12 protein-coding genes and 1 pseudogene are annotated in these 14391 nt (G+C 64.5%); 2 read left to right on the top strand and 11 right to left on the bottom strand.

The window, feature by feature from the left end:
• Positions 1–19: 19 nt before the first annotated feature.
• From SB786_RS16350 to SB786_RS16335, 4 genes are all read right to left on the bottom strand, one after another.
• On the bottom strand, positions 20–1933 hold the full coding sequence (locus SB786_RS16350; protein WP_410728348.1) for a feruloyl-CoA synthase: 1914 nt from the start codon (positions 1931–1933) through the stop codon (positions 20–22).
• On the bottom strand, positions 1930–3378 hold the full coding sequence (locus SB786_RS16345; RefSeq protein ID WP_410728347.1) for an aldehyde dehydrogenase: 1449 nt from the start codon (positions 3376–3378) through the stop codon (positions 1930–1932). Before SB786_RS16345 ends, SB786_RS16350 begins: the two co-directional genes overlap by 4 nt.
• Positions 3379–3449: 71 nt before the next feature.
• A complete protein-coding gene (locus SB786_RS16340) occupies positions 3450–4280 on the bottom strand; it encodes a p-hydroxycinnamoyl CoA hydratase/lyase (protein ID WP_006758826.1) in 831 nt (276 codons plus the stop codon).
• A 235-nt stretch (positions 4281–4515) separates the two neighbouring features.
• Positions 4516–5019 carry a MarR family winged helix-turn-helix transcriptional regulator gene (locus SB786_RS16335; protein ID WP_410728346.1) on the bottom strand — a complete coding sequence of 168 codons (504 nt, stop codon included), beginning with the start codon at positions 5017–5019 and terminating at the stop codon, positions 4516–4518.
• A gap of 87 nt (positions 5020–5106) precedes the next feature.
• On the opposite strand from SB786_RS16335, the gene SB786_RS16330 reads away from it, so the two are divergent.
• A complete protein-coding gene (locus tag SB786_RS16330; protein WP_410728345.1) occupies positions 5107–5295 on the top strand; it encodes a hypothetical protein in 189 nt (62 codons plus the stop codon).
• Between the two features lie 22 nt (positions 5296–5317).
• On the opposite strand, the gene SB786_RS16325 is transcribed toward SB786_RS16330, so the two are convergent.
• Positions 5318–6793, bottom strand: a complete 1476-nt coding sequence (locus SB786_RS16325; RefSeq protein WP_410728344.1) for an amidase family protein — start codon at positions 6791–6793, stop codon at positions 5318–5320.
• A gap of 271 nt (positions 6794–7064) precedes the next feature.
• Complete coding sequence (locus SB786_RS16320; RefSeq protein WP_410728343.1) at positions 7065–7646, bottom strand: YceI family protein; 582 nt, start codon at positions 7644–7646, stop codon at positions 7065–7067.
• Positions 7647–8225: 579 nt separating this feature from the next.
• On the opposite strand from SB786_RS16320, the pseudogene SB786_RS16315 reads away from it, so the two are divergent.
• Positions 8226–8522, top strand: a pseudogene (locus SB786_RS16315) (transposase); the annotation flags it as partial.
• Positions 8523–8790: 268 nt separating this feature from the next.
• Here SB786_RS16315 and SB786_RS16310 read toward each other — a convergent pair.
• The 5 genes from SB786_RS16310 to SB786_RS16290 all read right to left on the bottom strand — a co-directional run bounded on the left by SB786_RS16310 (position 8791) and on the right by SB786_RS16290 (position 14379).
• Complete coding sequence (locus SB786_RS16310) at positions 8791–9690, bottom strand: SMP-30/gluconolactonase/LRE family protein (protein WP_410728342.1); 900 nt, start codon at positions 9688–9690, stop codon at positions 8791–8793.
• Positions 9691–9746: 56 nt separating this feature from the next.
• A complete protein-coding gene (araH, locus tag SB786_RS16305; RefSeq protein WP_410728341.1) occupies positions 9747–10766 on the bottom strand; it encodes an L-arabinose ABC transporter permease AraH in 1020 nt (339 codons plus the stop codon).
• Between the two features lie 35 nt (positions 10767–10801).
• Positions 10802–12343: an L-arabinose ABC transporter ATP-binding protein AraG gene (gene araG, locus SB786_RS16300; RefSeq protein WP_410728340.1), complete on the bottom strand. Its 1542-nt coding sequence runs from the start codon at positions 12341–12343 to the stop codon at positions 10802–10804.
• A 20-nt stretch (positions 12344–12363) separates the two neighbouring features.
• Complete coding sequence (locus tag SB786_RS16295; protein ID WP_006758832.1) at positions 12364–13368, bottom strand: arabinose ABC transporter substrate-binding protein; 1005 nt, start codon at positions 13366–13368, stop codon at positions 12364–12366.
• A gap of 81 nt (positions 13369–13449) precedes the next feature.
• On the bottom strand, positions 13450–14379 hold the full coding sequence (locus SB786_RS16290; protein WP_410728339.1) for a Gfo/Idh/MocA family protein: 930 nt from the start codon (positions 14377–14379) through the stop codon (positions 13450–13452).
• Positions 14380–14391: the final 12 nt, after the last annotated feature.

Below are 14391 nucleotides of genomic sequence, written 5' to 3'. Positions count from 1 at the left end.
TTATGCCTGCTCGTGATGCCTACGCGTAAATCACGTCGGGATCGCGCCGCGCCGGGTCGTACAGCGCGTCGATCGTCGCGGCGCGATGCTGCTGCACGGCCGCCTGGTTCAGCGAACCCTTGTCGGTCACTTCGCCGAGATCGAGCGACGGCGGCGTGTCGATCAGCCGGATGCGCGCGACGAACGTCGAACCGCCGCTGGCATGCCGGTTCAGTGTGGCCAGCCACGTCGTGAACGCCGCGCGCACGGCCGGCGCGCGCAGCACGTCGGACACCGGCGCGTCGGCGGCGAGCCCCGCCAGCGCGCGGCACGCGTCGACGCGCGGAAACACGAGCAGCCCGATGTCGTCGCGATTGATCCCGGTGACGACCACGTCCTGCACGTACGGCGCGCCGCTCGACACCGCGTTCGCGCGCAACGGCCCGACGCTCACGAAGGTGCCGCTGCTCAGCTTGAAGTCCTCGGTCAGCCGTCCGTCGAACTGCAGCCCGAGTTCCGGCCGCTGCGGATCGGCAAAGACCCCCGCGTCGCCGCTGCGGTAATACCCTTCGTCGTCGAACACGTCGCGCGGATCGACGTCCGCGTGCCAGTAGCCGCGCATCACGTTCGGCCCCTTGAAACGCAGCTCGAGCTTGCCGCCGCACGGCACCAGCTTCGCGTCGCAGCCCGGCGCCGGCAGCCCGATATAGCCGGCGCGCATCAGCGGCCCCGTCGTGAACAGGCACGACGGCGACGCTTCCGTCATCCCGAGGCCGGCCATGATCCGGATGCGCTCGCCGCAATGCGCTTCGGTCACGCGGTCGAGCCGGTCCCACGCGGCCTGCGACAGCCCCGCGCCGCCGAAGAAGTACAGCTTCACACGCGAGAAGAACGTGTCGCGCAGCGCGGCATCGCGTTCGAGCGCGACGGTCAGCTCTTCCCAGCCCTTCGGCACGTTGAAGTAGATCGTCGGCGCGATCTCGCGCAGGTTGCGCACGGTTTCGTCGAAGCGGCCCGGCATCGGGCGGCCGTCGTCGATGTACAGCGTGCCGCCGTTGTACAGCGCGATGCCGAGGTTGTGACTGCCGCCGAACGTGTGATTCCACGGCAGCCAGTCGACCAGCACCGGCGGCTCGCGCGTGAGTTCGGGCATCGTCTGGCGCAGCATCTGCTGGTTGCTGCACAGCATCCGGTGCGTGGTCGGCACCGCCTTCGGCTGCTTCGTCGAACCGGACGTGAACAGGATCTTCGCCAAATGATCGGGGCCGACCGCCGCGTGGATCGCGTCGATCGTGCGCGGTGCCGTGGCGAGCAAGCGCGAGAGCGGCACCGCGCGGCCCTTTCCGTGCGCGTCCGCGTCGGCATCCTCGTCGCGTGCGACGAGCAGCGCCGCATCGGCCGGCAACGTGGCGTCGAGCGCACGCGTGAACGGCGCGCGTTCGGCGACAAACACCGCACCGGGCCGCAGCACGCCGAGCGTGTGGCGCAGCTTGCCGTAGTCGGTCGACACGAGCGAATACGCGGGCGAGATCGGCGCATACGGCACGCCGGCCAGCATGGCCGCGAACATCAGTTGCAGATGCTCGAGATCGTTGCCGGACAGCACCGCGAGCGGGCGCTCGGCCGACAGCCCGAGATCGACGAGGCCCTGGCCCAGCGCGCGAGCGCGTTCGAGCATCTGCGCGTAGGTGATCTCGATCCAGCGTCCGTCGGCGCCGCGCCGCGCGGCCAGCACGCGATCGGGGTGCGCTTGCGCGCCGCGCACGAGGCAGTCGGTCAGGCGCGTCGGGTAGTCGCCGAGCGGTTCGCGCGAACGCAGGTACCACGTGCCGTTTTCCGCGCGGCGAATCTCGGCCGCGCCAACGGCGACGGCCGCCGCGCGATAGCGCACGCCGCCCGTGTCGTTCACCGGCCCGCTCGCGGGCGTCGCTACATTCATCGTGGCCTCGCTCATATGGGGTAATGCCGCGGCGTGGTCTGCACGGTGATCCAGCGCAGCTCGGTGAATTCGGCGATCGACGCACGGCTGCCGAAGCGGCCGTAACCGCTCGCCTTGGTGCCGCCGAACGGCATCTGCGCCTCGTCGTGCACGGTCGGCCCGTTGATGTGGCAGATCCCCGACTCGATCCGTCGCGCGAGCGTCATCGCCCGCGCGATATCGCGGCTGAACACGCTTGCCGACAGCCCGAACTCGCTGTCGTTTGCGAGCGCGACCGCTTCGTCGTCGCTGTCCGCGCGCAGGATCGCGACCACCGGCGCGAACGATTCCTCGCGATAGAGCCGCATGTCGCGCGTGACGCCGTCGACGATCGCCGGCTGCATCGTCGCGCCCTCGACGCGACAACCGAGCGGCAGTTGCGCGCCACGCGCACGCGCATCTTCGACCAAAGACGCCGCGCGCGCGGCGGCCGCCGCGTCGACCATCGTGCCGAGCGGATGGCCGGCCAGCGGATCGCCGGCGACCAGCGTGCGGGCCTTCGCGGCCAGCCGTTCGACGAGCGCATCGGCGATCGGCCGCGCGACGATCACGCGCTCGGTCGACATGCAGATCTGCCCTTGGTTGAAGAACGCGCCGAATGCGATCGCGTCAACGGCTGCATCGAGATCCGCATCGTCGAGCACCAGCACCGGCGCTTTGCCGCCGAGTTCGAGCAGCACGGGTTTCAGGTGCGCTGCCGCGTGGCGCGCGATGATGCGCCCGACGTGCGTCGACCCGGTGAAGTTGATCCGCTTCACGTGCGGATGCGCGATCAGCCGCTCGACGAGTTCCGGCGCATCGGCCGCCGCGTGCGTGATCACGTTGACGACGCCCGCGCCGAGCCCCGCGTCGTCCAGCACCGCGCCGATCAGCGCGTGCACGCCCGGGCACGCCTCGGACGCCTTCAGCACGACCGTGTTGCCGCATGCGAGCGGCATCGCCAGCGCACGCGTGCCGAGGATCACCGGTGCATTCCACGGCGCGATGCCGAGCACCACGCCGCACGGCACGCGCATCGCGAGCGCGAGATTGCCCGGTACGTCGGACGGGATCACGTCGCCGGCGATCTGGGTGGTCATCGACGCGGCCTCGCGCAGCATGTTCGCCGCGAGCGTCACGTTGAAGCCGAGCCAGCCGGGCGTCGCGCCGGTTTCGGCGACGCCGGTCGCGATGAATGCGTCGATGCGCGCGTCCATCAGGTCGGCCGCCTTCAGCAGCCGGCGGCGCCGCTCGGTCGGCGCGAGCGCCGCCCAGGCGGGGAACGCGCGGTGCGCGGCGTCGATCGCCGCGTCGGCGTCGGCCGCGCCGGCCGCCGGCGCGCGCGACGCGAGCGCGCCCGTCGCGGGGTTGAAGCGGTCGAAGGTGCGGCCGTCGCCGGCGGTGCACCACTCGCCGCCGATCAGCATCCGTCTGTCGGTCATGTCGTCTCCTGCCTTGCCTGTCTCTTGCGATTACACCGGCGGGGAAGCCGGCGGCTGCGTCGGCGCTTGTCTCAGCGCTTGTATGCCTGCAGGCCCGGCTTGATCGCCTTGTCGTCGAGGAACTGCTTCAGCCCCTGCTCGCGGCCGCGCTCCGGGTCGCGCAACTGCGCCTGGTCGAGCTTCGCATACAGATAATCCTCGCACTGCTCCCACGTGAGTTCGCGCGAACGCTTGAAGCCATGCTTCGCCGCGCGCAGCACGACCGGGTTCTTGTCCATCAGCCGTGCGGCGAGCGCGATCGTCGCGTCGCGCAGGCCAGCGAGCGGCACGCTGCTGTTCACGAGGCCCATTTCTGCCGCTTCGACGCCGGTAAACGTGTCACCGGTCATGATGTAGTGCAGCGCGCGGCGATGCCCGACCGTGTCCGCCATCGCCTTGCTGACGAGGTTGCCCGGCGGGATGCCCCAGTTGATCTCCGACAGCCCGAACACCGCTTCGTCCGCGGCGATCGCGAGGTCGCACGCGACGAGCGGCGAGAACCCGCCGCCGAAGCACCAGCCGTTCACCATCGCGATCGTCGGCTTGTTGTACATCCGCAGACGGCGCCACTGCCATTCCGATGCGTCGCGCCGCACCTTTTCCTGCAGCGCGTCGGAGCCGCCGTCGATCTCGCGGAAATATTCCTTCAGATCCATGCCGGCCGTCCATGCGCTGCCCGCGCCGGTCAGCACCAGCACCTTCGCGTCGTCATCGAACTCGACCGCGTCGAGGACTTCCAGCATCTCCCGGTTCAGCGTCGGGCTCATTGCGTTGCGCTTCTCGGGGCGATTCAACGTCACCCAGGCGATGCCGGCCTCCACGTTCACTTCAACGGTCTGCCAGCGGTTGTCGTACTTGCTCATGTCTGTTCCTGTCGTTCGTTTCCAGTGCGATTCGGTGCGCAGCGTGCGTGCTGCGGACGACTTCATTTAATATCAGGCTACCTGATATTGCAAGCGGCATGAGCGCCGGTGTAAACCCGGAGCGGAACGCGGGGAAGGCGGCGGGGAAATCAGGGAGCGGTTGGCCGAGCGCCGATGGCGCGTACGAAGCGAGCGCGGGCCTGGCGGGCCCGCGTCGTGAAAATGCGGGAAGCGGTCAGCCGCGCAGGTTGCGCGAGAACAATTCGAGGGCGCGCTGCACGTGCGCGGCGTCGTCGGCGGAGATGTCGCCGAGCATGCGCGTCTCGAGCGGGCGCAGCACGGCTTCACATTCACGCAGCATCGCCGCGCCCGCGTCGGTCAGCGTCAGCAGGATGATGCGGCCGTGTGACGGGTCGGCTTCGCGCGTGACGAAACCGCGGGCGGCCATCACGCTCATCACCTCGTTCGCCGATTGCGGCGTGATCCACGAGCGCTCGGCCAGTTGCGCGTTCGACGACGCGCCGCGCGCCTCGAGCACCGACAGCGCCGTGTATTGCGCGAGCGTGATGCCGAGCGGCGCGAGCGCGTCGGTCATGTGGCGGCGCAGCAGCCGGTCGAGGCCGCCGATCACGTAGGTCAGGCGCTGTTGCACACGCGCTTTCGGCTTGTCGCCCGTCGCGCGGGCGGCGCTTTTCGCGGCGGATTTCGAACGGGCAGGCTTGGTCGGGGTGGAACTCATGGCGCGTGCTGGATGGAATTGCGGGCCATCTTACCAGCAGGTCGGGGGGCGAATGCATAGTGGCCACATCACTCTCAGCGTACCTCCATGTTCTCACTTGCCTCGCATTTAGCTGATAACGGGGTTGGCATGAATTCAGAAGTGGCTAAAAATGGAATTTCAGGACACTGGGGAGTTTTAGGCATGCGTGAACGAATTGCCGTACTGGGTGGTTCATTGAATATAAAAAGTAGTTTCACTGACGGCACGACGCTTACTTTCATTCTTCCAACATAGAGTTATGCGGTTAAAAAGAAAATTAGCTAAATCGGATTATTGCTGGCTCTATGCGCTGGGGAATTACTCTTTCGATCAGTGTCGCTGCACTCAACAATGCACGATCGGCACCCTGACTCGAAAATATCGTGACGCCAAATGGACAACCGTCCTCATCACTGCCAACCGGAATGGCAACGACCGGCGCCCCAGCTTTGCCTGTGCACTTCGCCGCTGCACTCATGGGAGCAATTAGCATCGAGACATTTCCGGCGCGAAGGGCTGCATCAATTCCAGCCGTTCGGCTGAGAAAAATGTCTCGTCTCCGATCGTCGAGATAATTGGGCGTTAGCAAGCCCTCGGTCGCATCTGATGCTATGAGTAATGACTGTCCATACGGAATGGCGGCTGAATGAAGCCGATTCCACTGAATGATATCTTGCATAGAAGTCATGCCACAGGGCTTAAGGTCCTGAAGCATACTGTTCAAACTCTCTTTAAATTCGGCGCGAAACACGCATGATCGAACTTCAGCAAGCTCGTCTGCACTAGGCAGATCGCAAGGGTCTATGATAACAGCCCCGGATTTCTCTAAAGCAACAAGTGTCGCTTCGAACAAGGCGAGGTTATTTCCAGTTATGACATTGTTTGCGATAAACCGTCTCGGAACCCCTATACGAAGGCCGTTTAAACTTGTAGGTACTGGGAAGTCATTGGTGAAGTTAATTAAAGTCATGCTGTCTCGCATGTCTGGCCCGGCGATGATATCAAAGACTAGTTCGGCGTCTTTGACCGTGAGAGTCAACGCCCCAGGTGAGTCTTGGCTAGGCACCAACGGCACGATCCCGTGTCGGCTAACTCGTCCGACAGTCGGTTTGAAGCCTACGACAAAGCTATGTAATGCCGGGGATTGAATCGAATTTTGAGTCTCTGTACCAATCGCAAACGCACAAAACCTTGCTGCTACTGCCGATGCCGAACCGACGCTTGATCCCTGTCCCCGTTCATACCGATGGCCAAGAGGATTACGCACTACTCCGCCAGCGCTACTAAATTCGGCTGGCATAGTATCTGAAACAAAGTCGGCAAATTCGGTTAGGTTCGTTTTTCCTAACAATATTGTCCCGGCTTCTCTCAGACGACTCACGATCGTTGCCTCGTAAGGTGGCACGAATTCTGCGAGCGCTTTGCACCCAGCGGAGGCAACACAGCCGTCCGCTGTGAAGACATTATCTTTTAGAAGATATGGAACTCCATGCAGCGGCCCCCTGATAAAGCCAGAGGCGATTTCCGCGTCAGCTTTCATTGCTTCCTGTATGGCTATCGGTGAGATAGAACGCACGCAATTTAGTCCACTTGGACCAGCATTAAATTTGTCGATCCGCGTCAAAAACCATTTTGTTGCCTGAACAGACGTCAGCCGTCCATTTGTAATGGCTTGTCCGATAGCCGAGGCTGAGTGGGTCGTCAAAATCGAATCTACGTTGGCAGGTTGTTGGGGTGATGATTGATGGACCATATTATTTGCCTATCTAGCTAACGCGATTGCGAGGGAACGGTGCCTACGGAAAGTTTTACGGCTTTCTTCGAAGTTCGGACATCCCGAGTCGCCCCCACATTTTCGCGTTCGCGACGGTCATTTGAATGGCATATGTCGTTGGCAGCGCACGGTATTATCACTTATTATCTGAATCGTCTGGCAGACGCCGAGCATCGCCGTCAACCTTCAAACAACCTCACTCAACTCATGCATAAGCCGACAAGCGATTGACGACCCGGAGGAAATATGTTTAATCCGCGCGAATAGCTTCAGCCTGAATTTTTAGTCGCGTGAACATTTTGAATCCCAGTTTTTTGGAGTAGTCGACACCAAAATCATCACGATTGAATTCAGCATGCCCATCGATTCCGCATACTTCTCGCTTATAAAGCGGATTCTGATAGCATTTAAATGAATCAATCGAAATAACCAGCGGCCGCGATACGCCGTGCAGCGTAATGACCCCATCAACCTCGACCAACTTCTCTCCGTCGAATTTCATCGTCGAGCTTTTGAATTTCGCAACCGGATAGGTTTTCGCGTCAAGAATCTCAGGACCCACAATTTCCCTGTCCAGATCCGCGTTGCCGATATCTACGCTCGATATTTCGGTTTCGACTTCGAGTCGCCCAGTTCCAGCCGCCCGATCAAGGACGACGACACCCGAGCTCCTCAGAAATTTACCGCGCCAAACTGACGCCCCACCAAAGTGATCGACCTCAAAACTCGGGTAAGTATGGGTAGAGTCCAAATTATAAGTGACCGGGGATGCATGCCCGCCCTGAACCCAAAGCGAGGCCGACGCCACGCACAGAATTTTTGCGATTTTCACGTAACTTCCAAATTCAATAATAAGGCCGATTCGCTGTTCACTCAATGCAATTGGAACCTACAATTGAGCCCAGCGCCAGTCGCGATCTCAATAATCGCCATGGAATATTTCTTTAACTTGATTTCCCCTCATATTTGGTAATTTTCGAATCTCGCAACTTATCACGAGATTCGCAAAAAATTGGTCGCGGGCTCCAAACCCTTCAATTCTGCGAGGCAGATTTTCACAACCAAGGACAGAATGCTCCGGCACATGACAATACCCAACACCTCAGCATCGTTCATAGTCGGCGATTAGATTATCGAAATCTACTTAATTTTTATTAATTTATCTGTGATTTCTCTTGCGGAGAATCACGCGCCTTCCCCGAGCGTTGTACCAATAGGAGGGAGATTTCGAATGAAATTTTCTTAGAGCGGCTAACACAACCAGACATGATGCTGCGGGCATCGTATCGTCTACGGCATGGCAAGACGCAAAATCAGTAACGAATTATGGGTGGCGCTGGAGCCGCTGATTCCGGAGTTCACGCCATCGCCCAGGGGTGGTCGGCGGCGCACAGTCGATGATCGCGCAGCGCTGAACGGGCAGCCGCGCAAGCGGCCGAGCAAACCGCACGCCGACAAAGGGTGTGACTTCGCTCGTTGCCGGCGCTATCTGAGACAACGCGGCATCAAGGCCCGTATTGCCCGCCGTGGTATCGAAAGCAGTGAGCGGCTCGGGCGTCATCGTTGGGTCGTCGAGCGCACCCAGGCCTGGTTTGCTGGTTTCGGCAAGCTCCGGATTCGCTTCGAGCGCCGCCTCGATATTCATGCCGCTTTGCTCGCTCTGGCTACCGCCGTCATCTGCTCTAGATTCGTGGATGACTTGTGTTAGCGACTCTTATACGAGGCTTTGAGCCGTCGATTGATGTGGCTGGAGGAATATGAGAAGCAGCTGTGGACGGGGAAAGGATGACCTTGCGTCACGTCGGTGTTACCCATTCCGCAATCACGTTTTCCGCGCGACATTCATGTCGCGGATGCTGCGCGCGTGAATTCCACTGAGAAAGACGAGGGCCGATCAGCCTCGTTCAACGCACATCTTTCGCACAGTCCGGATCTTTGCCTGCCAGCCGATAGAACCTGCCGTCCACACCCGCCATTCATTCAGTACGTGTGCCCGCAAATCGCGTGGTCGGCAGCCCCGCGTGCCGCGTCTGCGCGACGAACAGGCCGCCCGCATACGCGTCGCCCGCCAGCACATCGTCGCTCAGCCCGACGCGCGCACTCGTCACATACAACCGGCCTTCGCCGTCGAGCGTCACGCAACTCGGCTGCGCGGTCGGCACCGCCACGCGGTTCGTCTCGACGCCGTCCGGCCCGTAGCGCACGACCCGCCGGCCGCCCCACTGCGCATTCCACAGCCCGCCGTCACGATCGACGATTGAGCCGTCCGGGTCGCCATCGGCATCGGTCAGCCGCGCGAACGGCCGCACGTTCGCGACGTCGCCGCCTGCACGGTAATCGCACACAAAAATCTCGCGCACCAGCGAATCGCAGAAATACATCTTCGACCCATCCGGCGAGAACGCGATGCTGTTCGCGATCGCGGCCGCCGGCAATGCAAGCCGTTCGAGCGTGAGGTCGGGATTGAGCCGGTAGAACCCGCCGACCGCGCGCGGCGGGTCGCCGCCCTCGTCCTTCATCCCGAACACGAATGCGCCGAACGGATCGCAGCGGCCGTCGTTGAGCCGCGTCGGCAGATCGGGCTCGACGTCGACGATGCGCGTGAACGCCCCGCTGCGCCGATCGAAGAACGCGAGATGCGTCGCGAGCCCGACGAGCAGCACGTCGGGCGCATTCGTCAGCGCAAAGCACGCGAGCCGCTCGGGCATCGGCCACTGCGCGAGGTCCGAGCCGTCCGCGCGGCAACGCCACAACCGCGCGCCTTCGATGTCCGTCCAGTACAGCGCGTGCGTCCCGTCGCACCACGTCGCGCCTTCGCCGAGCGTGTTGCGGCTGTCGACCAGCAGCGCCGCCGCGCCCGGTTGAATCTGTTGCATGCCGTCTCCCGATATCTGTCGCATTCGCCGGCGGCCGCGCGTTCACTTCACCAAAGTCAGATCTTCATCGCGCGCCGCTGGTTGCGACGATACTGGTCGAACAGCACCGCGAGCAACAGAATTCCGCCGCGTATCAGATATTGGTAAAAGGTCGGCACGTTCAACAGGCTCATCGCGTCCTGCACGGAGCCCATGATCAGCACGCCGACCAGCACGCCGGAGATCGTCGCGACGCCGCCCGTCAGCGACACGCCGCCGAGCACGCACGCGGAGATCACGCCGAGTTCGAGGCCGACCGACGTCTTCGGATCGCCGAGGCTCATCCGCGACGCGAGCATCACGCCGGCGAAGCCGGTCACGAGCCCCTGCAGCACGAACACCGCGATCTTGATGCGCATCACCGGCAGCCCCGCGAGCAGCGCGGCCTCGCCGTTGCCGCCGACGGCCAGCACGTTCTTGCCGAACACCGTCTTGCGCAGCAGGAAGCCGAACACGACGAAGCCGACGATGTTGCTCCAGATCGGGTACGAGATGCCGAGGAACGAGCCAGCGCCGAGCTCGAAGAAGCGTTCCTCGGAGATCATCACCGCGTCGCCGTTCGACGTGATGAACGCGAGCCCGCGCACGACTTCCATCATCGCGAGCGTGACGATCAGCGAATTGATCCGCCAGCGCGCGATCAGCACGCCGTTCACGAGCCCGACCGCACCGCCCGCGAGGATGCCGGCCACGGTGCCGAACACCACGCTGTGCGTCGCGGTGATCAGCGTCGACGCGACGACGCCCGAGAACGCGACGATCGACGCGACCGACAGGTCGACTTCGCCGAGCGCGAGCACGAACATCATCGTCACCGCGATCGAACCGATCAGCGTGACCGACAGCAAGAGGCCCTGGATGTTGCGTGACGTGAGGAAGTCCGGCACGGTCAGCGACAGCGTCGCGAACAGCACGAGAAACACCATCACGATGCCGGAGCGGTTGATCAGTTGCCACACGCCGCCGCGCGCTCGCGCGGGCGCGGCCGTGGCATCCGGGGACGGGGAAGTGCGTTGGGGTTGCATTGCCTGGCTCATATCAGTTCAGTTGCTTTCCGGTTGACTGCACGGCGCTAACGCGGCAGCGCGAGCTTGATCAGCGCGTCGGGCGTCGCCTGCGCCTTCGCGACTTCGCCCGCGACCCGTCCTTCCTTCATCACGATGATCCGGTCGGACACGCCGATCACCTCGGCCAGGTCGCTCGACACGAGGATCACCGTGCGGCCCGCTTCCGCGAGTTCGTAGAACAGGTTGTAGATTTCCGCGCGCGCGCCGACGTCGATGCCGCGCGTCGGCTCGTCCATCAGGAACACGTCGATGCGCTCGGCCAGCCAGCGCGCGAGCACGACCTTCTGCTGGTTGCCGCCCGACAGCGCGCCGATCGGCGTGTCGCCGTCGCGGGTCTTGATCGCGAGCCGCTCGATGTAGCGTTGCGCGAGTTCGCGTTCGCGCCGCGCGTCGAGCAGCACGCGCGCCGGGCTGAAATGACGGCGCGCGCTGATGTTCAGGTTGTCGGCCACCGACGCGATCGCGACGATGCCTTCCTGCTTGCGGTCCTCCGGGCACAGCGCAATGCCGGCGCGCACCGCGTGGCGCGGGCTCGAAAACGCAACGCGCTTGCCGCCCAGCTCGACGTGGCCGCCGCTCGGGCGCGTCGCGCCGTACAGCAGCTTCATCAGCTCCGAGCGGCCCGCGCCGACGAGCCCGAAGAAGCCGACGATCTCGCCGCGGCGCGCGGCGAACGACACCGGCTCGGACAGGCCGGGCCCGGTCAGCCCCTTCGCCTCGATCATCACGTCGCCGGCGGCGCGCGGCCGGTAGCCGTACACGTCCTCGATCGAGCGGCCGACCATGCAGCCGATCAGCTGGTCGCGATCGAGGTCGGCGACCGATTCGAACGTCTCGATCCGGCGGCCGTCGCGGAACACCGTCACGCGGTCGCACAGCGCATCGACTTCCTCCATCCGGTGCGTGACGTAGATGATCGCGCGCCCTTCCGCGCGCAGCGAACGGATGATCCGGAACAGCTGGGTCGTCTCGCGCGCGGACAGCGAACTCGTCGGTTCGTCGAACGCGATCACGCGCGCGTCGCGCATCAGCGCCTTGCCGATTTCGATCATCTGGCGCTGGCCGATCGACAAATACTTCACCGGGATGTCCGGATCGATGTGCTCGCCGAGGCGCTCCAGCGCATCGAGCGCACGCACCGCGAGCGCGCGCTCGTCGACCACGCCGAGCCGGCTCGGCAGCTGCCCGAGCATCAGGTTCTCCGCGACCGTCAGCTCCGGCACCAGATGCAGCTCCTGGTAGATGATCGCGATGCCGGCCTCGAGCGCGGCGCGCGTCGACGCGAAGCGCTGCACCGTGCCGTTCAGCGTCAGCGTGCCGGCCTGCGGCTGGTTCACGCCGGACAGCACTTTCAACAGCGTCGACTTGCCCGCGCCGTTCTCGCCCATCAGCCCGTGCACTTCGCCCGCCCGCACCGACAGCGACACGGCATCGAGCGCGCGCACGCCCGGGAACGTCACCGTGATCCCGTCGAGCGCAAGCAGCACGCCGCCGCGCGTGGCCGCGTCATCGTTGCGGGACACGGCCGTGATCGTCTGCATCGTCATCGCGTCGTCGCCTCGCACGCTCAGATGCCGAGCTCGGCGCGCACGGCCTGCCAGTTCGCGCGCGTCATCAGCTTGCCGCTCGTCTGCGTGTCGGCCGGCGGCGTCTTGCCGTTGCGGATCCACTCGACGAGGTTCTGCGTGCTGTCCTTGCCGTGGTTCGTCGAGCTGACCGCGATCGTCCCGTAGAAGCCGGTCGGCTCCTTCTTCTGGAATTCGGCGAACGCCTCGCCCGCGCCGTTGATGCCGACGCCGATCACGTCAGCCGCCGGGATGTGCAGCTGTTCGGTCGCGCGCACCGCGCCGAGCACCGTTTCCTCGTTCAGCGCGTAGACCACCCACTTCTTCACGTTCGGATGGCGCGCGAGCACGGGCGCGGCGGCGCTGAACCCGCCTTCGTCGTCGGTCGTCTTCTGTGGCGCGTCGAAGATGTTCTCCTTGCGGAAGCCGTTCGCGAGCAGCGCCTGCGTCGCGCCGTCGGTGCGCAGCTTCGCGGTCGGCAGCTCGTAGTTGGTGATGCGCAGCGCGCCGACTTCCTCCGGCTTCCAGCCGCGCCGTTTCATCTCGTCGGCGATCGCCTGGCCGACCTGGTTGCCGATCTTGATCGCCGACATGCCGAGATGCGGCACGTTCGACAGCGGCTTGCCGGTCGAGTCGACGAGCTGGTCGTCGACGGTCACGAACTTCATGTTGTAGCGCTTCGCGCGCGCGGCGATCGCCGGCCCGAGGCGCACGTCGGGCGCGCAGATCACGAAGCCCTGCGCACCTTGCGAGCCGAGGTTGTCGATCGCGGCGAGCACCTTCTCGCCGTCCGGCGTGCCGATCTTCACGACCGAGAAGTTCTCCTTCTGGCCGAGCGAGGCGGCCGCGTTCTGCTCGTTGATGAACCATGCCTGCTCGGGCATCTTCACCAGGAAGCCGATCTTCAGCGGCGCGTCGGCGTGCGCGGCGCCCTGCATCCCGAGCGGCGCGAGGCAAAGCGCGGCCAGCAGTGCGCGCAGGGTGTGTCGGCGAGTCGTGCGGTTCATGCGGTGTCTCCTTGTATTGGCTTGGGTCTTCAACATTCGTCGTACACGGTCGCGCTCGCGATGGTGCGCGCCGGCACGTTTTCAGCGGCCGAACGCGTCGGTCCCGACGCGCCGCCCGAACAGGAATGCGTCGGCGACGAGCCGCAACGGCCGTACGTCGACGTCGCTTTCGCCGCGCGCGATCAGCGCGCGGAAGTGAGCATACAGCGCCGGATACTCGCGCTGCGGCCCGATCTCGACCGGCTCGCCGCCGATCGACAGTTGCGCGCCGCCGCGGCTGATCGCGAGCACGCCGTCCGACGTGTCGACCGCGATCTCCCATTGCTCGACGGGGCCGTGCCGCCAGTCGAATTCCGCGTGCACGGGCACGCCGTCCGTATCGGCGCAATCGAGTTCGGCCGCGATCGGCGTCTGCACGTCGCTCGGCACGTAGAGCGTCGCTTCGCGCAGCACGAGCTCGCGCGGCAGGATCCGCGTGACGATCGACAGCGCGTTGATGCCGGGATCGAACACGCCGAGACCGCCCGGCTCCCAGATCCATTGCTGCCCCGGATGCCAGCGCCGCACGTCTTCCTTCCAGCGCACCTGCACCGCGCGGATCGTGCGCGTCGCGAGCCACGCGCGCGCCGGTTCCACCGCGCTCGCGCAGCGCGAATGCCAGGTCGCGAACAGCGTGAGGCCGCGTTCGCGCGCGAGCGCGTCCAGCGCGGCCACTTCGCCCAGCGTCGCGCCCGGCGGCTTCTCGAGCATCACGTGCTTGCCGGCTTCGAGCGCCGCGCGTGCCTGCGCGTAGCGCACCTGCGGCGGCGCGCACAGCGACACCGCCTCGAGTTCGGGCTCGGCGGCCAGCAGCGCACCCAGCTCCGGATAATTGCGCACGCCGCTGACTTCCGCGTGACGGCTCGCGCAGGCGGTCAGCGCGAAGCCCGGTTCGGCGGCGATCGCGGGCAAATGCTGGTCACGCGCGATCTTGCCGATCCCGATCACGCCCAGCGAAATCACCTTGCTCATCTGCGTTCCTCC

This window comes from Burkholderia sp. SIMBA_062, from assembly GCF_046534765.1.
In the GTDB taxonomy this organism is placed as follows: domain Bacteria; phylum Pseudomonadota; class Gammaproteobacteria; order Burkholderiales; family Burkholderiaceae; genus Burkholderia; species Burkholderia ambifaria.
This window is presented reverse-complemented; position numbering and strand designations above follow the sequence as displayed.

Coding starts and splice junctions, on each gene's coding strand:
- araH (WP_410728341.1), bottom strand. CDS start 10,766: ATGAGCCAGGCAATGCAACCCCAACGCACTTCCCCGTCCCCGGATGCC.
- SB786_RS16345 (WP_410728347.1), bottom strand. CDS start 3,378: ATGACCGACAGACGGATGCTGATCGGCGGCGAGTGGTGCACCGCCGGC.
- SB786_RS16290 (WP_410728339.1), bottom strand. CDS start 14,379: ATGAGCAAGGTGATTTCGCTGGGCGTGATCGGGATCGGCAAGATCGCG.
- SB786_RS16340 (WP_006758826.1), bottom strand. CDS start 4,280: ATGAGCAAGTACGACAACCGCTGGCAGACCGTTGAAGTGAACGTGGAG.
- SB786_RS16310 (WP_410728342.1), bottom strand. CDS start 9,690: ATGCAACAGATTCAACCGGGCGCGGCGGCGCTGCTGGTCGACAGCCGC.
- SB786_RS16335 (WP_410728346.1), bottom strand. CDS start 5,019: ATGAGTTCCACCCCGACCAAGCCTGCCCGTTCGAAATCCGCCGCGAAA.
- araG (WP_410728340.1), bottom strand. CDS start 12,343: ATGACGATGCAGACGATCACGGCCGTGTCCCGCAACGATGACGCGGCC.
- SB786_RS16350 (WP_410728348.1), bottom strand. CDS start 1,933: ATGAGCGAGGCCACGATGAATGTAGCGACGCCCGCGAGCGGGCCGGTG.
- SB786_RS16325 (WP_410728344.1), bottom strand. CDS start 6,793: ATGGTCCATCAATCATCACCCCAACAACCTGCCAACGTAGATTCGATT.
- SB786_RS16295 (WP_006758832.1), bottom strand. CDS start 13,368: ATGAACCGCACGACTCGCCGACACACCCTGCGCGCACTGCTGGCCGCG.
- SB786_RS16330 (WP_410728345.1), top strand. CDS start 5,107: ATGTTCTCACTTGCCTCGCATTTAGCTGATAACGGGGTTGGCATGAAT.